General features: G+C 66.9%; 22 protein-coding genes. 11 read left to right on the top strand and 11 right to left on the bottom strand.

Annotated features, from left to right (window positions below):
• Window positions 1–199 precede the first annotated feature (199 nt).
• Together ACFQ9K_RS24310 and ACFQ9K_RS24305 are read right to left on the bottom strand one after the other, a co-directional pair.
• Entirely contained in the window at window positions 200–1,012 is an 813-nt protein-coding gene (locus ACFQ9K_RS24310; RefSeq protein ID WP_378726214.1) for an SDR family NAD(P)-dependent oxidoreductase, read from the bottom strand.
• A 550-nt stretch (window positions 1,013–1,562) separates the two neighbouring features.
• The gene (locus tag ACFQ9K_RS24305) at window positions 1,563–2,093 is read right to left on the bottom strand and encodes a MarR family winged helix-turn-helix transcriptional regulator (protein ID WP_378726212.1); all 531 of its coding nucleotides are present in this window, start codon (window positions 2,091–2,093) and stop codon (window positions 1,563–1,565) included.
• A gap of 71 nt (window positions 2,094–2,164) precedes the next feature.
• Between ACFQ9K_RS24305 and ACFQ9K_RS24300 the strand changes: the two genes are divergently transcribed.
• The 3 genes from ACFQ9K_RS24300 to ACFQ9K_RS24290 all read left to right on the top strand — a co-directional run bounded on the left by ACFQ9K_RS24300 (window position 2,165) and on the right by ACFQ9K_RS24290 (window position 4,548).
• A complete protein-coding gene (locus ACFQ9K_RS24300; protein ID WP_378726210.1) occupies window positions 2,165–2,668 on the top strand; it encodes a cupin domain-containing protein in 504 nt (167 codons plus the stop codon).
• 414 nt (window positions 2,669–3,082) lie between these two features.
• A complete protein-coding gene (locus ACFQ9K_RS24295) occupies window positions 3,083–3,574 on the top strand; it encodes a hypothetical protein (protein ID WP_378726207.1) in 492 nt (163 codons plus the stop codon).
• 44 nt (window positions 3,575–3,618) lie between these two features.
• The gene (locus ACFQ9K_RS24290) at window positions 3,619–4,548 is read left to right on the top strand and encodes a hypothetical protein (RefSeq protein ID WP_378726205.1); all 930 of its coding nucleotides are present in this window, start codon (window positions 3,619–3,621) and stop codon (window positions 4,546–4,548) included.
• A gap of 266 nt (window positions 4,549–4,814) precedes the next feature.
• On the opposite strand, the gene ACFQ9K_RS24285 is transcribed toward ACFQ9K_RS24290, so the two are convergent.
• Both ACFQ9K_RS24285 and ACFQ9K_RS24280 read right to left on the bottom strand, forming a co-directional pair.
• A complete protein-coding gene (locus ACFQ9K_RS24285) occupies window positions 4,815–5,048 on the bottom strand; it encodes a helix-turn-helix domain-containing protein (protein WP_040736162.1) in 234 nt (77 codons plus the stop codon).
• Window positions 5,049–5,128: 80 nt separating this feature from the next.
• Entirely contained in the window at window positions 5,129–6,760 is a 1,632-nt protein-coding gene (locus ACFQ9K_RS24280; protein WP_378726203.1) for an ABC-F family ATP-binding cassette domain-containing protein, read from the bottom strand.
• Between the two features lie 162 nt (window positions 6,761–6,922).
• On the opposite strand from ACFQ9K_RS24280, the gene ACFQ9K_RS24275 reads away from it, so the two are divergent.
• From ACFQ9K_RS24275 to ACFQ9K_RS24260, 4 genes are all read left to right on the top strand, one after another.
• A complete protein-coding gene (locus ACFQ9K_RS24275) occupies window positions 6,923–7,687 on the top strand; it encodes an SDR family oxidoreductase (RefSeq protein ID WP_378726201.1) in 765 nt (254 codons plus the stop codon).
• Window positions 7,688–7,861: 174 nt separating this feature from the next.
• The gene (locus ACFQ9K_RS24270; RefSeq protein ID WP_378983635.1) at window positions 7,862–8,974 is read left to right on the top strand and encodes a lycopene cyclase family protein; all 1,113 of its coding nucleotides are present in this window, start codon (window positions 7,862–7,864) and stop codon (window positions 8,972–8,974) included.
• A 55-nt stretch (window positions 8,975–9,029) separates the two neighbouring features.
• A complete protein-coding gene (locus ACFQ9K_RS24265) occupies window positions 9,030–9,953 on the top strand; it encodes a Ku protein (RefSeq protein ID WP_378725734.1) in 924 nt (307 codons plus the stop codon).
• A 33-nt stretch (window positions 9,954–9,986) separates the two neighbouring features.
• Window positions 9,987–10,544 (top strand): GNAT family N-acetyltransferase, encoded by a 558-nt coding sequence (locus ACFQ9K_RS24260; protein WP_364731376.1) that lies wholly within the window; start codon window positions 9,987–9,989, stop codon window positions 10,542–10,544.
• Between the two features lie 88 nt (window positions 10,545–10,632).
• Here the strand turns inward: ACFQ9K_RS24260 and ACFQ9K_RS24255 are convergent, their stop codons facing one another.
• From ACFQ9K_RS24255 to ACFQ9K_RS24240, 4 genes are all read right to left on the bottom strand, one after another.
• Window positions 10,633–11,247 carry a hypothetical protein gene (locus tag ACFQ9K_RS24255; RefSeq protein ID WP_378725736.1) on the bottom strand — a complete coding sequence of 205 codons (615 nt, stop codon included), beginning with the start codon at window positions 11,245–11,247 and terminating at the stop codon, window positions 10,633–10,635.
• Window positions 11,248–11,299: 52 nt separating this feature from the next.
• The gene (locus ACFQ9K_RS24250; protein ID WP_378725738.1) at window positions 11,300–11,557 is read right to left on the bottom strand and encodes a hypothetical protein; all 258 of its coding nucleotides are present in this window, start codon (window positions 11,555–11,557) and stop codon (window positions 11,300–11,302) included.
• 113 nt (window positions 11,558–11,670) lie between these two features.
• Window positions 11,671–12,042 (bottom strand): hypothetical protein, encoded by a 372-nt coding sequence (locus ACFQ9K_RS24245; RefSeq protein WP_378983632.1) that lies wholly within the window; start codon window positions 12,040–12,042, stop codon window positions 11,671–11,673.
• Window positions 12,043–12,074: 32 nt separating this feature from the next.
• Window positions 12,075–12,530, bottom strand: coding sequence for a hypothetical protein (locus ACFQ9K_RS24240; protein ID WP_378725742.1), 456 nt, complete (start codon window positions 12,528–12,530; stop codon window positions 12,075–12,077).
• Window positions 12,531–12,762: 232 nt separating this feature from the next.
• Here ACFQ9K_RS24240 and ACFQ9K_RS24235 point away from each other — a divergent pair, with 232 nt between their 5' ends.
• Window positions 12,763–13,800 carry an isopenicillin N synthase family dioxygenase gene (locus ACFQ9K_RS24235; protein ID WP_378725743.1) on the top strand — a complete coding sequence of 346 codons (1,038 nt, stop codon included), beginning with the start codon at window positions 12,763–12,765 and terminating at the stop codon, window positions 13,798–13,800.
• Window positions 13,801–13,806: 6 nt separating this feature from the next.
• On the opposite strand, the gene ACFQ9K_RS24230 is transcribed toward ACFQ9K_RS24235, so the two are convergent.
• A complete protein-coding gene (locus ACFQ9K_RS24230; protein ID WP_378725745.1) occupies window positions 13,807–14,673 on the bottom strand; it encodes a MetQ/NlpA family ABC transporter substrate-binding protein in 867 nt (288 codons plus the stop codon).
• 133 nt (window positions 14,674–14,806) lie between these two features.
• Here ACFQ9K_RS24230 and ACFQ9K_RS24225 point away from each other — a divergent pair, with 133 nt between their 5' ends.
• Genes ACFQ9K_RS24225 through ACFQ9K_RS24215 form a run of 3 tightly spaced genes read left to right on the top strand, consistent with a single transcriptional unit; the run spans window position 14,807 to window position 17,402 of the window.
• Window positions 14,807–15,682 carry a MetQ/NlpA family ABC transporter substrate-binding protein gene (locus ACFQ9K_RS24225; RefSeq protein ID WP_378725747.1) on the top strand — a complete coding sequence of 292 codons (876 nt, stop codon included), beginning with the start codon at window positions 14,807–14,809 and terminating at the stop codon, window positions 15,680–15,682.
• The gene (locus ACFQ9K_RS24220; protein ID WP_378725749.1) at window positions 15,679–16,728 is read left to right on the top strand and encodes a methionine ABC transporter ATP-binding protein; all 1,050 of its coding nucleotides are present in this window, start codon (window positions 15,679–15,681) and stop codon (window positions 16,726–16,728) included. The genes ACFQ9K_RS24225 and ACFQ9K_RS24220 overlap by 4 nt, the downstream gene beginning before the upstream one ends.
• A gap of 11 nt (window positions 16,729–16,739) precedes the next feature.
• Window positions 16,740–17,402 (top strand): methionine ABC transporter permease, encoded by a 663-nt coding sequence (locus ACFQ9K_RS24215; protein ID WP_378725751.1) that lies wholly within the window; start codon window positions 16,740–16,742, stop codon window positions 17,400–17,402.
• 79 nt (window positions 17,403–17,481) lie between these two features.
• Here ACFQ9K_RS24215 and ACFQ9K_RS24210 read toward each other — a convergent pair whose 3' ends face one another.
• Window positions 17,482–17,913: a DUF4189 domain-containing protein gene (locus tag ACFQ9K_RS24210; protein ID WP_378725754.1), complete on the bottom strand. Its 432-nt coding sequence runs from the start codon at window positions 17,911–17,913 to the stop codon at window positions 17,482–17,484.
• A 143-nt stretch (window positions 17,914–18,056) separates the two neighbouring features.
• Complete coding sequence (locus tag ACFQ9K_RS24205; RefSeq protein ID WP_378725755.1) at window positions 18,057–18,419, bottom strand: DUF4189 domain-containing protein; 363 nt, start codon at window positions 18,417–18,419, stop codon at window positions 18,057–18,059.
• Window positions 18,420–18,621 lie beyond the last annotated feature (202 nt).

The following is an 18,621-nucleotide window of genomic DNA, read 5'->3' as shown; positions in this document are numbered from 1 at the left end:
CCCTGGCGGTGCCAACATAACTCGACGATCCCCCCACCCAACAAACACGGCCGCCCGCCCCCGCGGCCGCCCCGTGGGGTGGCGCGACGGAACGGGGGGTCAGGACGTTTGCCGTGGTTGGCTTTGCGCCTCCGGCGGGCGCGTTTCCGGTTCGCCCGCTTGGACACCGGCGTGCCTGCTCTCGTTCGGTAGTAGAGGATTACGCGGGCTGCCGGTTCCACGCCGCCAGCCGAGCGCGAGCGCGTGAATTGCGCACCAGCGCAGCTGGTTTCGCTTCCTCGATCCCGTCGTAGTAGCCACCGTTGACCACCCGCGTCGACGCGTCGCCGAACAGCGCCAGCAGATCCGCGGCGGCGTCGACGGGCGCGGTCACGTGACTGCGCAGCTGCGGCATGTCGATCTCGAAATCGGCCGGGCTCACGCTGATCGCGGTCAATCCGGTCGGGCCGGTCTCGGCGAGCGTGCGGGTGAACATGGTCAGCGCCAGTTTGGACTGGGCGTAGACCGACATCGGGGTGTAGATGCCGCGATTGCGGTCCAAGTCCGAGTAGTCGATATTGCCGCCGACGTGCAGTCGCGAGGTCACGTTGACGACCCGGCCCCGCGCCCGCGCGAGCGCGTTGACCAGGGCGAGGGTCAGCCGCTGCGGCGCGAGATAGTTGAACTGCCAGGTCAGCTCGTTGCCGTCCGCGGTGCGCGAACGCCGCGGCGACCCGGGCATCGCCGCCGCGTTGATCAGCGCGTCGAGCGCAGGCACGGTCGCGGCCAGCAGCGCCGCCAACTCCTCCACCTCGGCCGGTTCGGTGAAGTCGGCGTGCACCGACCGCAACCGCCGCGCCTGCGCACCATCGGCGATCAACCGTTCCAGCGCGTAGTCGGCGAGTTCTTTGTCCTGGGCATGCACGATCACGATCGCACCGTCGGTCGCCAAGCGCCTAGCCGTCGCATAACCGAGCCGCTCATCGACACCGGTCACCAGCACGGTCCGGGTGCCGGACACGAATTCGGACATAGCTCTCCTATCGAGGACGCGCGCGCCTGTCGATCACCGAAGCCGCACGCGGAGAATGGATCCGCGCTCACCAGCACGGATGAATAACGCGCGCAACAACACACAGGTCGAGCACGCTGAAAGAAACTCGCGCAACACATTCGGCGCGCGGACGATAGGTCAGACCGACCCGGGACTCGGCGGTTCGTCCTCACTCCCGAAGCCGACACGCTCCAGGGCGGACGGAAGATCCCGTGCACGACACCCGACAACCCCGGACACCCCGCGCAGCGCGCGACCTAGGCCGAAAGTTGTGGTCACCCCTCGATCCAACCGCGCCCCACATCCCCGGACAAGATCCCACCCGCCGTTTTGATACATCCCTGACGCCCACCCCCCGAGATCCCGAACCGTGCACCGCACCGGCTGCTTCCGAACCCCATCCCACACCAGAATCCGCACCCGCATTAGAGATTCGCGCTGTCTTCAGGGCCCTAACGTCGGTGCCGATCCCGAGAGGGTGTGCGGATCATTCGCAGGCCTGGACACGCTGCGCGATCGGCGAACTCGACTACTCCCCCGACTCCAAACTCCCCAGCAGCACCCGGACGATCCGGTCGAGTTCCCCGCGGTCCTCCGGTGAAAGCACGGCAAGCATCCGAGTCTCGTTCTCCGCGTGCGCGGTGACCACGCGGTCGATCAGCGTGCGACCGTCCTCGCTCAACGCGACCCGCACGGCCCGCCGATCGTCCGGGTCGGCGATCCGGCGGACGAAACCGGCCGATTCCAGCCGGTCGAGCCGCCCGGTCATCCCCGCCCGCGACAGCATCAGCGTGTCGGCGAGCACCGACGGGTTCAACTCATACGGGTCACCCGAACGGCGCAGCGCCGCAAGCACATCGAACTCCCCGCGCTGCAATCCGTGCGCGGTGAAGACCCCCTCGACCACCCGCTGCCCGATGATGAGCAGCCGCGCGAGCCGGCCGAGGATCGACATCGCCTCCAGCTCGAGATCCGGTCGCTCGCGCCGCCACTGATCGATGATCACGTCGACGGGATCCGCCGCGGCGCGATCCGGCGGGGGCACGGGCGTTTCAACCATGGACAGGATTCTATTCGCCGATATATAGTTCGGTACCGAATTATCAGTCAACGAACTACCTGGAGCGCCCGATGAGCACCACCACTCCCCGCACAGACGTCGCGATCCGGCAGGCGCGGGACGCGGAGACCCTCGGCACCGACGCGGTCACCATGCGGCTACTGCTCGACGCGGCCGACACCGACGGCACGCTCAGCACACTCGAGGTCACCATGCGCCAGGGCGCGGACGGCGCGGCGCCGCACTTCCACACCACCTCCGACGAACTCTTCTACGTCGCGGACGGCGAATTGCAACTGCTGGCCGGCGACAAGATCGTCACCGTGATCGCCGGCGGCTCGATCGTCGTGCCCAAGTTCATGCCGCACGCATTCGGCGCCACGCCCGACAGCGGGGCGCGAATCATGATCGCGCTCACGCCCGGCGTGCAACGCTTCGATTACTTCCGGCTACTCGACCGCATCGCCAAGGGCGACGCGGAGCCGGCCGAACTCGCCGCGGCCCAGGACGAATTCGACAATCACTTCGTCGACGCGCCGAACTGGTGGGCCGAGCGCAACGCCAACCGCCGCTGAACCCCGGCACGGGATCCGCAAACCCGACGGCAACCGCCACCACCGCGATATCGGCGACCGCCGGGTGGTTCGATCTCGCCAACCGCACGCAGGCCACCCGCGGAGCGAACCCCTCGCATCGCAGGCCGAGCGCCTCGACCTGCCCGATAAGCGAAACAGTAAGTACGGATGCACAGCCGCCAACCTTCGGCTATGGGTAGTTCAACTATTCCGTTCGGAAATAGCTAATCGGTTGCGAAAGAACTATCGATGGTGTACCGAAAATCTTTCGGCGCTAGCGCATCCGGTATCGAAATCTGGTTTGCCACCGGCCGTGAAATCTCCCGATCCGAACCGATCCGGCCTCCCTCCGCGATATGATCCAGTTCACGCTCGGGGGTCGTGGCAAATCGCGAGCAGATCGGAGAAACAGTTATGACCGACGCACTCCGCCTCCCTGGCACCGCGCCGAAGAGTGACCGCGTTCCCCCGCTCCAGGGTTTGCTGGTAGCGGAGTCGGAACGCGACATCACCGTGCGGGTCGCCGAGGGAACGTGGACTTTCTGTCGGTCCGATGTGCTGCGCGTACTCGATTCGCCACTGCCCGACGGGGTCTCGTTCGTGCCCGACGGCGTCTGCACCGTGTCCGACGGCCCCGGTCGCCCGGTGCTGGTGGACATCCGCGCGGGCGCCACCGCCGATTTCACCCGCCGCCTGCGCATCGATCTCGTCGACCGCCCGATGACGCTCACCGAGGCGCCGTCCGCGGCGCTCGGCGACGAGCAGTTGCAGCAGCTCACCGAGACCTGGGCCGACCGCATGCAACTCGCCGACCTCACCGGCGCGCACGGCGCGACCTTCACGTACTGCCAGACGAAGTCGCTCGCGACCAGCGACGACGGCATCAACTGCGACAGTCTCGACTGAGCGGTGCGCGCATGACGGCACGGCGGGCGAGCTCGGTCCTCATAGTGTCGGAAACCGACGATCTACACGCCACCGCGATGGCGGCGACGCTGCGAGAACACCACGCGCTCAACGCAATTCACCTCGACCTGCGCGACTTCCCCCGGGAGTCGGGCAGTTTTCGGCTGGACCGGCTGGGCACCGCCCGGTCGCTCTCGCATGTGATCGGGCTCGACGACGTGCGCTCGGTCTGGTGGCGCAGGCCGCACCTGAGCCAGGTGCCCGGCGGGGTGCGCGCCGCCGACGACGAGTACCGCCAGGCCGAATGCGACAGCTTCATCCAGGGCATGCTCTGGTCCATTCCGGCCGGCTGGGTCAACGACCCCGGCGCCGACCGCACCGCGACCCGCAAGATCGTGCAGCTGGAGACCGCGCTGCGGGCCGGCTTCGCGGTGCCGGAGACGCTGATCACCAACGATCCGGACGAGGCCCGCAGCTTCGCCGAATCCCGGCCCGGCCCAGTCGTTTACAAGCGCACCGGAACCAGTCGCGCCGAGTTCGCCGAGACCAGGATCATCACCGAGGCCGACTATCCCAGGCTCGCCGGCATCCGCTCCTCGCCGACCACGTTCCAGGATTACATCGACGCCGAGTGCGATCTGCGGGTCGTCTGGGTGGACGGCGTCGAGTGGACGGTGCGGATCGACTCGCAGGCCGGCGTCGGCCGGGTCGATTCCCGGCTGGACACCTCGGTCGATTTCGCGCCCGAGCACCTGCCCGCGTCGGTGAGCAAGTCGCTCGCCACGCTGATGGGCGCGCTCGGATTGTCCTTCGGTGTCTTGGACATTCGGCTCGGCCTCGACGGCGAGTACTACTTCCTCGAGGTCAACCCGCAGGGACAGTTCGCCTACCTGGAGATCAAGACGGGCCTGCCGATCTTCCGCAGCCTCGCCAATCTCCTCGTCGACGGCGACGGCGCGGTCAGCGGCTACTGACGAGAGCCACTGGTACCACGCCGTTTCCACACACCCGGACCGCCGTCGCATCGAGGGCGCCCGGAAGCCTCAGCGGCCGAAGCACATCCCGCGCACACGAACGGATCAGCTTGTGCCCGCGCGACAATCGTCACCGGCACGCCGACCTGGAACGGATCGACCGCGCAGCACCGAAAGCGGCCGGGCCTGAACTCGCACCGGCCCGCCGAACTCACCGGTGTCGGCGAAAAACATACCGCCGAAACCGGTTTCGAGTCGTCCGGACGCTACTGGCTCTTACGGCGGTTGGCACCGCCGCGACTGCGGAGTTGCACATGCGACTCCACCAGCACGTTGTGGATGAAGCCGTAGGAGCGACCGGTCGCTCGCGCCAGCGAGCGAATGCTCGCCCCTGCCTCGTACTGCTTCTTCAACTGGGTCTGTAGGCGGTCCCGGGACTTCCCCGTGACACGTGTTCCCTTACCCAGGGTGGCTTTGACTTGCGTTGGCCTGTCGCTCATGGCTTCCTCCGAGTCGCCGAGCAGCTCTTTCCAGGCTAAGCACTCGAGGGTCCGTGATCAACGGATTCTTGTGATGAAAGTCACGCAAGCTGAATAAGTTCCAAATATTCGGCCGACCAATGGTCTTCCGAACCGTCCGGTAGCAAGATCACCCGCTCCGGCGACAGCGCCTCCGCGGCGCCCGGATCGTGCGTGACCAGCACGACCGCGCCCGCGTAAGTGCGCAGCGCATCGAGCACCTGCTCGCGCGAAACCGGATCGAGGTTGTTGGTCGGTTCGTCGAGCAGCAGCACGTTCGCGGCCGAGGAGACGAGCCCGGCCAGCGCGAGGCGGGTCTTCTCACCACCGGACAGCGTGCCGGCCGGCTGCTCCAACTGGGGACCGGTGAACATGAACGCGCCGAGCAGGCTGCGCAGGCTCTGCTCCCCCGCGTCCGGCGCGGCATGGCGGATGTTCTCCCACACCGTGGCCTGATCGTCGAGGGTGTCGTGCTCCTGCGCGAAGTACCCGACCTTCAGACCGTGTCCGGGGATCAGGTTGCCCGCGGTCGGTTGCTCGACCCCGGCCAGCATGCGCAGCAGCGTGGTCTTGCCCGCGCCGTTGAGGCCGAGCACGACGACCCGGCTGCCACGGTCGATGGCCAGGTCGACGCCGGTGAAGATCTCCAGCGAGCCGTAGACCTTGGTCAGGTTCTCCGCCATCAGCGGCGTCTTGCCGCACGGGGCCGGCTCGGGGAACTTGATCCTGGCCACCTTGTCGGCCACGCGCACGTCGTCCAGCTCGGCGATCAAGCGGTCGGCGCGCTTGGCCATGTTCTGCGCCGCAGTGGCTTTGGTGGCCTTGGCGCCGAGCTTGGCCGCCTGCACGCGCAGCGCGCTCGCCTTCTTCTCGGCGTTGGCGCGTTCGCGGCGGCGGCGCTGTTCGTCGGTGGCGCGCGCGTCCAGGTACTTCTGCCAGCCCATGTTGTAGACGTCGGCCTCGCCGCGGACCGCGTCCAGGAACCAGACCTTGTTCACCACGTCGCCGAGCAGTTCCACGTCGTGGCTGATCACGATCAGGCCGCCGTCGTGGTTCTGTAAGAAACCGCGCAGCCAGGTGATCGAGTCGGCGTCGAGGTGGTTGGTCGGCTCGTCGAGCAGCAGGATGGTGTCGGAGCGGCCGCCGCTGCCGTCGGAGGCGGCGAACAGGATGCGCGCCAACTCGATTCGACGCCGCTGACCGCCGGACAGGGTGCGCAGCGCCTGGCCGAGCACGCGATCCGGCAGGCCGAGGCTGTTGCAGATCCGGGCGGCGTCGCTCTCCGCGACATAGCCGCCGAGCGCGGAGAATCGCTCCTCCAGGCGGCCGTACTTGCGCACCGCCTTGTCCCGCTCGTTCTCGTCGGCCACCTCGGCCATCAGCGCCTGCTGCTTCTCCATGTCGCGGATCAGCGTGTCCAGGCCGCGCGCGGACAGCACCCGGTCGCGAGCCAGGACGTCGAGATTGCCCTCGCGCGGATCCTGCGGCAGATAGCCGATATCGCTGGAGCGCAAAATCTTTCCGGCGTACGGCTCGCCCTCGCCCGCCAGGATGCGCAGCGTGGTGGTCTTGCCAGCACCGTTGCGCCCGACCAGTCCGATCCGGTCGCCGGACTGCACCCGCAGGGCCGGTCCGGGGGCCGACAGCAGGGTGCGGACTCCGGCCCGGACCTCCAGGTCGGTCGCGGTGATCACAGATTTCTCCTCGCGGATCGGTGGTGCTGGGCGGTAGCTACTCGATTGTGCGACGCGGTATGCACAAGAACCACTGATTTTACCCGGGTTCCGGCGGCGCTTTTACACCCAGCGACTCGGGTGTGACGGCGGTAACTGAACCGGCGAGTAACCTGCCGTGGCATGAGTACAGATCTGTTGGGCAAAAGCGCGCTCGTCAGCGGGGCCAGCCGGGGCATCGGCAAGGCCGTCGCGGCGGAGCTGCTGAGCCGCGGCGCGAACGTGCTGATCACCGCGCGCAAGAAGGACCCCCTCGACGAAACCGCCGCGGAGCTGCGGGCCCTCGGACATCAGGGCGAGGTCGTCGCGCTGGCCGGCAACTCGGGTCACGCCGAAGACCGCGCCGCCGCCGTCGACCGGCTGATGGCCGAGTTCGGTTCGGTGGACATCCTGATCAACAACACCGGCATCAACCCCGTGTTCGGCTCGCTGATGGAGGCCGACCTCGACGCGGTGCGCAAGATCTTCGACGTGAACGTGGTCGCGGCGCTCGGCTACATCCAGCAGGCGTACAAGGCGTGGATGGGCGAGCACGGCGGCGCGGTGGTCAACGTGGCCAGCGTCGCCGGGCTTCGGTCGTCCGGCGTGATCGCCGCGTACGGCGCGTCCAAGGCCGCGCTGATCCGGCTCACCGACGAGTTGGCCTGGCAACTCGGGCCGAAGATCCGGGTGAACGCGGTCGCGCCCGGCGTGATCAAGACCAAGTTCGCCGACGCGCTGTACTCGGCCGACGAGGAGCGGGCGGCGAGCGTCTACCCGCTGAAGCGGCTCGGTACGCCGGAGGATGTCGCGCGGCTGATCGGGTTCCTGGTTTCCGACGAGGCGGCCTGGGTCACCGGCGAGACGGTGCGGGTGGACGGCGGGCTGCTGTCCACCGGCGGACTCTGACCGCTCCGAAATGCCGGTGCCCGTTGGCGACTCGCCGATGACGGCTGTTCTTCGCACGGCGGTCACGCCCGTCAGATGTGTGACGGTCGCCCCATCCCGGCCGGGCCTTCTTACCGCTCCGGTAGGGGGCGGGGCGGTGCGGCGGCCGCCGGGGCCGCTGCTGACGGCGCTCGCATGACCGCGGACATCGTCGTCTGCGGGCTGGGGCCCGCGGGGCGGGCGTTGGCGCATCGATGCCTCACGCGTGGGTTGTCGGTCACCGTGGTCGATCCCGCGCCGGACCGGCGGTGGTCGGCGACCTACGCGGCGTGGGGCGACGAGCTGCCCGGGTGGCTGGATCCGCTGGCGATCGCGGCCACGGTCGATCAGCCGACGGCGTGGGGCACGCGCGCGCATCGGATCGATCGCCCCTATGTCGTGCTCGATTCGGACCGGCTGCGGGAGTCGCTCGATCTGACCGGCGCCGAGGTCGTCGCGGATCGCGCGGTGGCACTGACCGCAGACACGGTCACACTGGCCTCTGGACGGACGCTGACGGCCCGACGGGCCTTCGATGCGCGGGGAATTGCCCGATCTGTCGCATTGGCCGAGCAGACGGCGTATGGGCTCGTGCTCGACGCACGGCACTGCGCGGGGCTCGAATCGCTGTTCATGGACTGGCGCGCGGATAACGGCGCGCCCGCCGACGCGCCGCGGTCGTTCCTCTACGCGGTGCCGCTCGGCGACGGGTCGATGCTGCTGGAGGAGACCTGCCTGGCCGGGCGGCCCGCGCTCGACGGCACCACCCTGCGCGATCGCCTGCACCACCGATTGCGTTCCCGCGGAATCGAATTCACCGGCGACGAACGAATCGAGCGGGTGCGCTTCCCGGTCGAGGGAGGCCGACCCGGACGCCGAACCTTCGGCGCCGCAGGCGGATTCGCGCATCCGGCCACCGGATACAGCGTCGCCGCGTCGCTGGCCGCGGCCGATACCGTCGCGACGGGGGCGCGCGCGTGGCCCGCGTCGGCGCGCGCCGTCTACCGGCTCCGCGCCGCCGGCTTGCGCGCGCTGCTCGCCCTACCCCCGACAGACCTACCGGTCTTCTTCGACACTTTCTTCGACCTGCCGCCCGCCGCCCAGCGCGCCTATTTGTCCGGGCGAACCGACCTGACCGGCACCGTTGTCGCGATGAGCACCCTTTTCGGCACACTTCCGCCCCAGCTCCGTCGGCGCGTCGCCACCGCGACACTCGGGATCGGCATTCGCTCGCGTATTCGAATACCGTCGGCCATCATGGAAGGATGAGTGGGACTTAGCGTCCGGCACACATCCGAGGTACCCGCGTCGAGGGGATGCAGCTGTGAGGTCGATCTGGAAGGGCTCGATCGCATTCGGGCTGGTGAACGTCCCGGTCAAGGTCTACACCGCGACCGAGGACCACGACATCCGCTTCCATCAGGTACACGCCAAGGACGGCGGCCGGATCAAATACGACCGCGTCTGCACGGTGTGCGGCAAGTCCGTGCAGTACGCCGACATCGATAAGGCGTACGAATCCCCCGAGGGCGACAAGGTCATTCTCACCGACGAGGATTTCGCCAAACTGCCCGCCGCCGAGAAGCACGAGATCCCGGTGTTGCAGTTCGTGCCGTCCGAGCAGATCGACCCGATCCTGTTCGACAAGAGCTACTACCTGGAACCCGATTCCAGCACGCCCAAGGCCTACGTGCTGCTCGCGACCACGCTGGAACGCATCGACCGCACCGCGCTCGTGCACTTCACCCTGCGGCAGAAGACCCGGCTCGCGGCGCTGCGGGTGCGCGACGGCATGCTCGTGCTGCAGACCCTGTTGTGGCCGGACGAGGTACGCGAGGTCGAGTTCGAATCCCTCGACGGCGTCGCCGCGCCGAAACCGCAGGAAATCAAGATGGCCGAGACACTGGTCGAGACCATGTCCGACGATTTCGACCCGGAGCAGTACACCGACGAATATCAAATCGAACTCAAGCGGCTGCTCGACGAGGCGATCGCCAGCGGCACCGGCAAGGTGCCCGAGCAACCCGAGTCCGCGCCCGCCGAGATGGACGCCGAGGTGGTCGACCTGGTTGCCGCGCTGCAACGCAGCCTCGAGGCCAGCGGCCGGCGCGCGGCGGGCGAGGCCGAGGACAACGGCAAGGCCAAACCGGCGAAGAAGGCGGCCGCGAAGAAGACCGCGGCCAAGAAGACCACCGCGAAGCCGGCGAAGAAGGCGGCCAAGAAGACGGCGGCCCGCAAGGGCGCGTAAGCACCGGCGCATACTCCTGGCAAACTGTCGGGTATGGATTCCGCCGTTGTGATCGTCCCGATGGGTCTCGGCCACCTGCGCCAGGTCCTCGATCTCGGTCACGAAGTCTTCGACATCACCACCAAGCCGTACACCTCGTGGTCGCTGACCTCGGTCGCCGAGCACCTGGACAGCCCCGACAACGCCTGCTGGGTCGCGCTCGATTCAGACCGCGTGGTTGGTTTCGTGCTCGGGTCGATGGAATTCGAGAACCGCGACGACTGGGCCTACCTCGAGTGGATCGCGGTCGCGCCGGACATGCAGGGGCACGGCATCGCGCGGCGGCTGGTCGACGTCTGCTCGGAGGCGTTGTTCGCGCGCGGCGCCCGGCGGATCGTCACCGACGTCGAGGACCGCAACGCCGCTTCCACCGCCCTCATGACCCGCAGCGGATTCATCCCCGCCGCCACGGTGACCCTGTTCGTCCGGCCGAATCCCAATGACCCGGAACCGGATTCGCAGCTGGACGCGGCCGCCATCGCCCCCGGCACCAAGCGCGCCCTGATCCGCCGCGGCCGCCTCGCCGGCGACAACCACCGCGCCGCACGCTAACCCGCGATCACGCACCACTCCTGATTTCCCGCACCGAAAATCGCATGCGGAATTCGGTGCGAGAAATCAGAAGTGGTGCGGGGGTGGGTTATTCGGCGGCTTTGCGGCCCTGGGTGAAGAAGTCCAGCAGGGTTGCTTCGGAGTTCACTTCCGCTCGGGGGCGGTAGGCGCCGAAGGGGGCGTTCCAGAACTCGCCGGTGCGCGGGGTCCATGGGCCGACGTAGGCGTACGGGGCTTGATGGAACGAATCGCCCGGCGAGACACCGTAATTCACCTCGTCGACCGTGATGGACAGGTCGAAGTGTTCCGGCCACAGCACCGGCGTCACGTCCGGCGCGAAAGTGCGCAAAGCCTTGTCCCCCAGCGCAAACCAGTCCCCGACCAGTCGCGCCGCGTCGGGATCGATATCGATCGAGCTGTCGGGATCGACGCCCGTCGTGTCCTGGTACACATCCTTCGGCGGCTCCGCCGCCACCCCCGCCAGCTGCCCGAGTTCCCGGTACGTCCCCCGCAGCGGCGCCCGCCCCTCGCCCCACACCAATTCCGCGCCGACCACCGACACCGGCGATTGCACACCACCGAACCCCTGGTGCACCGCCCGCAACCGAATCGTCCCGTGCTGCCGATACTGCGGCCCCGCGATCAACAACTCCGCCACCGCATGCAGCGCCTGCCGAGATCGCACATAAATCTGCTCGTCCACACCGGAATCATGTCCGGTGTGGACGCCATCCGCACAGGATTTCGCCTACGGCTTAGTCCCCGTCGTCCGGTTGCACCGGAGGTTTCACACCCAGATGGGCCGCGATCGCGGCGACCGTTGTCCCCTGGGCGCTCCGGTCATCGATGAGCTTCTCCAGCTGACGTCGCATACCGATCACGCTCAGTTGCAGCGACAGGATTCGCTTGCGGACGTTCGTGACGCCGTCATCTGCCGCGAACGGTGTCGCGCGCGCCCCTACCAATCCTTCGAGCACACTCACCCTGCTCTCGAGCTCGTCCAGCCTTTCCACACAACCCCCTGCCCTTGTCGAATGGATCCCATCCGTCGCCGGTGCAATCAGCCGCAACCGCAGGCAACAAGGAGCGGCGCCGCAGGACGACGGATGGGATGGTCGTCCAACTCCTAGTTCTCGCCCTCGGAAGCAACGATCCCACGGTGCGCCACGATCGCACCGACGCCCCGCTTCAGATCCGAAACATCGCCTCGAACCCTGGCGAATTCATCGCGGACCTCGTGCCTGAAGGTCTCCATATCCTGCTTCAACACGGACACGTCCTGTTCGAGGCGCAGCGTCCTCCGCTGCGTGTCGAATACGATCGGCTTCATCTCCGAGACGTCCCGCTTCAACGCCTCGAAGCTCACTACGAGTGTCTTGACCGCCTCATGGGTCTCGACAATCGTGTCCTGGAACGCCACCATGTCTTGCTCCGAACGCTCGGACCGCCTCTCCAACACACATACACGCGCCGCCAGATCCAGCGGTGGTGCGGACATCTGGCCCCCTGTCTCGAATGGTCGCTCACTCGCTAGTTCTCGTCCGCGGGAATGGTGACCCCGAGGCGTGCCACGATCGCATTGACGCCCCGCTTCAGATCCGAAACATCGCGCTTGACCGATGCGACGTCATCGCGAACCGAGGCGACCTCGCCTCGGACCGAACCAACCTCGTCTCGAACCGAAGCGACTTCCCCCCGGACCGAAGCGAACTCATCGCGAACCGAAGCGAACTCATCGCGGACCGAAGCGAATTCATCGCGGACCTCGCGCCTGAAAGCCCCCATCTCCAGCCGAAACGTCGAGAAGTCCGCGCGCAACTCCCAGACTTCCTGCTGAATCCCCTGGACCCGCCGATGGGTCTTCTTCGACCGCTTGTTCGTTTTGAAGATGGCGTCCTCATAAACGCGCCGGTCTTCGTCCATCTTCTGATACTTGGACTCCAAACTGAGCACCCGCACTTCCAGTGGTGGCAGCGTCACTGACATGTAACCCCCTGTCTCGAATGGAAATTGAGGCACCAGTGTGGCCCGGGCCGCGGCGGACACGCCAGCGGAATCGGGCAGAAAATCGCCTCGAACAGGCAAGGTTCCAAAAACGCCCGTTGCTACGTGCCCAACTGGAACCTGATTTACCGGAATGTGACCCGAACGTACGATTCGGAACGTTCGCGCGTTCCATGCTGGGAACGGTTATCGGTCAACGGAAGGACGGCGCGTCGTGGAGTTTCAGGTTCCGGTCATCGACATCTCTGCCTACGTCGGCGGTGCGAGCGCCGCGGAGCGGGCGGTGGTCGCGCGGCAGATCGATGCGGCGGCGCAGAGCGTCGGCTTCATGCAGATCCGCGGGCACGGCATCGCGCGGACGGTGCTGGACGAGTTCGCCCGCGCGCTCGACGACTTCTTCGCCCTCGATCAGCCGACGAAGGAGGCCTACCGCACGGCGGTCGAGTTCAATCGTGGCTATTCACCGCCGAAGAGCGAGAGCCTGAGTCTGAGCCTGGGGGTGGCGTCGGCGACGCGGATGAACGACTTCTTCGAGGCGTTCAATATCGGGACGACCACCGCCGACTATCCGGGCCTCGACCTGCCCGCGGCGGCGGGATACGCCGAAAATGTCTGGCCCGCACAGCTTCCCACGTTCCGGCAGCGCGTCCTGGCCTACTACGCCGAGGCCGCGCGCGTCGCGGGCACCCTCACCACCATCTTCGCCGACGCCCTCGACCTGCCCGCGGGCTACTTCGACCGCTTCACCGACCATTCGCTGAACGTGTTGCGCATGAACAACTATGCGCTGCCGCCGGGCAGCATCGACCTCGACGGCGAACTCAAGGGCATGGGCGAGCACACCGACTACGGCATCGTCACCGTCCTGTGGGCCGATCAGGTGCCGGGCCTGCAGGTCCTCGGCGCGGACGGCCACTGGCACGACGTGCAACCCGCCGACGACGCCCTGCTGATCAACCTCGGCGACCTGATGGCCCGCTGGACGAACGAACGCTGGCTCTCCACCCTGCACCGGGTGATGCCGCCGATCATCGACGGCACCGTCGAACGGCGCCGCAGCGCGGCGTTCTTCCACGACGGCAACTTCGACGCGCTGATCGAAACGCTGCCCTCGTGCCTCGGCACGGGCAGCAAGTACGCGCCCATCACCGTCGCCGAGCATGTGCAGGCGAAGCTCGCCGGTTCCCGTGGCCTGCAACCGAATACGAACGCGCCACGGGAAGCCGCGCGGGCTCTATCGGCGCGTTCGTAGCCGGAACTACTTGCGGAACTTGGCTTCCAGCTCGGTGGCCGCGGCCTGGAGATCGGCCGGGTCGTTGGTCTTGAAGATGCCCTGGTAACCGGTCTCGGCGCGCACGGCCGCCTCGACCTCCGGATCGTGGTACAGCCGAGCGAGTTTCAGCAGCGTCGGGTTGTCCTTGTCGGCGGCCCGCGCGGCGAAGATGTTGATGTACTGCTTGAGTTCCGGCCGCTCCGGATCGTCGGTGTATATGGTCTCGTTCTTCGTCAGACCGGCCGGGCGAGCGAAGGTGTCATCGACGAAGGCGGCGTCGACGCTGCCGAGCGATTGCGCGGTCAGCGTCGGGTCGATGGGGGTCAGCTTCACCTTCGAGGCCGCGGTGTCGACGTCCTCCAGCTTGGAGTCCCAGCCCGCGTTGCCCTTGAGCACGATCAGGCCGGCCGCGGCCAGGCTCAGCAGCGGACGCACCTGGTTGGCCGGGTTGTTGCTCAAGGTGATCTGGCCGCCCTGCGGGATCTCGGCCACCGACCTGTGCTTGCGCGAGTACAGCGCCAGCGGGAAGATCTCGGTCGCCCCGATCGGAACCAGGGTGTCGTTGTTGCGGGCGTTGTAGTTGGCCAGGTACCGCACGTGCTGAAACTTGTTGAGGTCGATGCGGCGTTGCGCCAGTGCGGGATTGGGCTGGTTGTAGTCGGTGAAGTTGACGAACTCGATCTCGATGCCCTGCGCGGCGGCCTTCTTCTTGTACACGTCCCAGTGCGGCAGTGCGAGATCGTTCACACCGATGCGGATCACATCGTCGCGGTGCTCCGCGCCACACGAAACCGAGGCGACGGCCAGGGCGGACAGGATGGGGATCAGCAGTAGTCGGTGCATCAAGCGCATTGCGAGCAAACTAGACGGTCGTCCAACTTTTCGGAAGGGTTTTGCTCACCACAATCCAAACCGTTGTCTCCCCGGCTGCCCGGCCGCTTGGATTACCGGGTTCATATAGCGACAAGCATTTTCGGGAGCACGAGTGAAATTCCATCGGGTACTGGCGATCCCGGTCCTGGTAGCCACCGCGGCCCTCACCCTTACGGCGTGCGGTTCTGACGACAAGGCCTCCTCCGACACGGTAGTGCGGATCGGCACCACCGACAAGGACAAAGCCTGGGATGTTTTCGAGCAGCGCGCCAAGGACAAGGGCATCACGCTGAAGATCACGAACTTCTCCGACTACAAGCAACCGAATCTGGCGCTCGCGCAGAAGCAGATCGACGTGAATCTGTTCCAGCACCTGCAATTCCTCGGTGCATACAACGTCGCGAACAACGACACCCTGACGCCGATCGGTTCCACCTACATCGTGCCGCTGGGCCTGTACTCCAAGAAACACAAGACGCTCGCGGACCTTCCGCAGGGCGCGGAGATCGCGATCCCGAACGACCCGACCAATCAGGCGCGGGCCCTGTTCGTGCTGCAGGCGGCCGGCCTGCTGAAGCTGTCCGGCGACGTCAAGTCGCCGAGCCCGGCCGACATCGACAAGGGCGCGTCCAAGGTCAAGGTCACCCCGGTCGACGCGGCCCAGACCGCGCTCTCGCTCAACTCGGTCGACGGCTCGATCATCAACAACACCTTCCTCGAGCGTTCCGGCGTGGACCCCAATTCGGCGCTGTACAAGGATGATCCGAAGAACCCGGCGGCCGAGCCGTACATCAACGCGCTGGTGACCAGGGCCGAGGACAAGAACAATCCGAAGCTGCTGCAACTGGTCGAACTCTGGCACGACCCCGAGGTGCAGAAGGCGCACACCGAGGTGACCAAGGGCACCGCCGTCGAGGTGCGGCGCACCGGCCCCGAGCTGGAACAGATTCTGCAGCGGGTGCAGCAGACCATCCGCGACAGCAAGTGACGGACCAGCCGCCCGCTGTCGAGTTCCGTTCGGTCACCAAGGTTTTCGGTAAGGGCGCGCATGCCCAAGTCGCACTGGACAGTATCGATCTGCGGATCGAGCAGGGCGAGATCTTCGGCGTGATCGGCTATTCCGGCGCGGGCAAGAGCACGCTCGTCCGGCTGATCAACGCGCTGGAGAAGCCGACCGGCGGCACCATCGACATCTCCGGCACCCCGATCACCGGGGTACGCGAGGCCGAGGTGCGGCGGCTGCGCCGGGATATCGGGATGGTGTTCCAGCAGTTCAACCTGTTCCGATCCCGTACGGCCGCAGGCAATATCGAGTATCCGCTGAAGGTGGCGGGCTGGAAGCGGGCCGAGCGCAAGGCCCGGGTCGCCGAGCTACTGGAGTTCGTCGGGCTGTCCGACAAGGCCCGCAGCTACCCCGATCAGCTCTCCGGCGGCCAGAAGCAGCGGGTCGGCATCGCCCGCGCCCTGGCCACCTCGCCGAAGCTGCTGCTCGCCGACGAATCGACCTCGGCGCTCGACCCGGAAACCACCGGCGAGGTGCTGCGACTGCTGAAGAAGGTCAACCGGGAACTCGGCGTCACCATCGTGGTGATCACCCACGAGATGGACGTGATCCGCGCAGTGGCCGATCGGGTCGCCGTGCTCGCCGAGGGCCGCATCGTCGAATTGGCCAGCACCTTCGAGGTTTTCGCGACTCCGCAGGCGGCGCCGACCCAGTCGTTCGTGGAAACCGTCCTGCACAACCGGCCGTCCGCGGACGAGTTGCGCAGGCTCGGCGAGCTGCACGGTGGCCGGCTGGTCACGGTCGACATCGACGACCGGCGCGGCATCGGCGCCGCGCTGGCCACCGCGGCGCACGCGGACGTCCGCTTCGAGGTGGTCTACGGCGGGGTGAGCACGTTGCAGGACAAGACGTTCGGCAGCGTCACCCTGGCGCTGCACGGCGCCGACGAGGCGATCGACAAGGTCATCGACGAGTTCGATCGCCGCGCCGGTGACCCCGCGCAGGTCGCTCGAACCGACCGGAAGGGCTGAAAGGAGTACCGATGCAGACAGATTGGGACAAACTCCAGCCGGTCCTGACCGAAGCGATCGGCACCACCATCTATCTGGTGCTGATCACCTTCGTGGTCGCCGGGCTGATCGGGCTTTTCCTCGGCACCCTGCTCTACACCACCCGCAAGGGCGGGCTGCTGGCGAACGCGCCGATCCACGTGCTGCTCAACGTGATCGTGAATGTGGTGCGGCCGATCCCGTTCATCATCCTGCTCGCGGCGCTCGGCCCGGTGACGTTGAAGGTGGTCGGCACCACCATCGGCACCGACGCCGCGGCGTTCGTCATGATCGTGGCGGCGTCGTTCGCCATCGCGCGAATCGTGGAACAGAACCTGGTGACGGTCGATCCCGGCGTGATCGAGGCGGCCAGGGCGGTCGGCGCCGGGCCGTTGCGGATCATCTTCACGCTGTTGATCCCCGAGGCGCTGGGGCCGCTGGTGCTCGGCTACACCTTCGTGGTGATCGGGATCGTGGACATCTCCGCGATGGCGGGCACCGTCGGCGGCGGCGGGCTCGGCGATTTCGCGCTGGTCTACGGGTATCAGCGGTTCGACTGGCAGGTCACCCTGGTGGCCACGCTGATCATCATCGCCGGCGTGCAGGGCATCCAGTTCTTCGGCAACTGGCTGGCCCGAAAGATTCTGCGGCGCTGAGGTAATCGCAATGCGGGGGTAATCGGAACGAGGGGTGTCCACGCTCGGCGTGCACACCCCTCGTTCGGTTACGGCGTGCTCACTCCGGCGAGCACTGCGAGTGCAGGATCTCGGCGCGCTTGGGCGCCGAGCTGCCGAAGTCGGGGAACGGCGGCGCCAGCGGGCCGAGGGCGGCGATGGCGTTGCGTTCCGCCTCACCCCGGTCCCGGCCGGTGCCGACGGCCCAGTGACCGTCCGAGCTCGCCGAGATCGCACCGCAGCCGTCCGCGAAGCGGACGACGACGACACAGTCCCGGCTGCCGCATTCGGCCAGTGCACGGGCGTCGGACCCGGCGAAGCTCGAGTAGTTCCACGCCGACGCGGTGTCCCAGTTCCTGGGGTTCAACGCGATCGACCCGTAGTACCTGCCCGCCGAGTCCGGCTCGGCCTGGGCGGCGCCCGCACCGGCCGCGACCAGTACGGCCGCGGATGACACGACCAGGCCCAGAGCAGCCTTGCGCGACAACGACATTGTGATCCTCCCCGAGGAATAGATGACTTCGAGTCAGATCATGGGCTACGGAAACCGAATTGTCCAAATCATTTCGTGCGTGAAATTGACTGGGCCGCAGAGGCTTTCACAATGAACCCGACATATCGCTACCTGCACGACAGTCAGCTGGCGTTCTTCGTGCACGAGGACAGGACGACGTTTGCCGCGCGCGGCGAGGCGCTGCCGAGATCCGGGAACGGCGGCGCGCTTTCACCGAGTTTGGCGATCGCCAACCGCTCCGCCTCCGCCCGCGCGGGCGCCCAGTCCGCCGCGTACTGCCCGTCCGCGCCGCGCGCGATCGCCGCGCAACCATTGGCGAACCGCACCATGATCCGGCAGTCGTACACGGCACAATCCCGGATCGCCGCCGCATCCGCCGCCACCCAGGTCGGCTGATCGGTGGCCTCGACCACCTTCCCGGTCCCCGGCGAAAGCGCCAGCGTCCCATAGTAATTACCCGCAGCCCCCGCCGACCCCGCCCCCATGAAGGCAAGCGCCGCAGTGGATGTCAGAGCCGCACCAACCGCGGCCCTCCGCAGAACAGACACCAGATTCTCCCCGGTTTCAAAGAAATAAACGCGACCCTGATCATCGCCGAGCGCAACCCCACCTGTCCAGAAAGCAGATGAGCTCCCATCGAGTCGAGTCAAAAGGTCGCTGAATGATCTTCAACAGCGACCTTTTGAC

Origin of the sequence: Nocardia sp. NPDC056564, from assembly GCF_042793755.1 — a bacterium.
GTDB lineage: Bacteria > Actinomycetota > Actinomycetes > Mycobacteriales > Mycobacteriaceae > Nocardia.
This window is presented reverse-complemented; position numbering and strand designations above follow the sequence as displayed.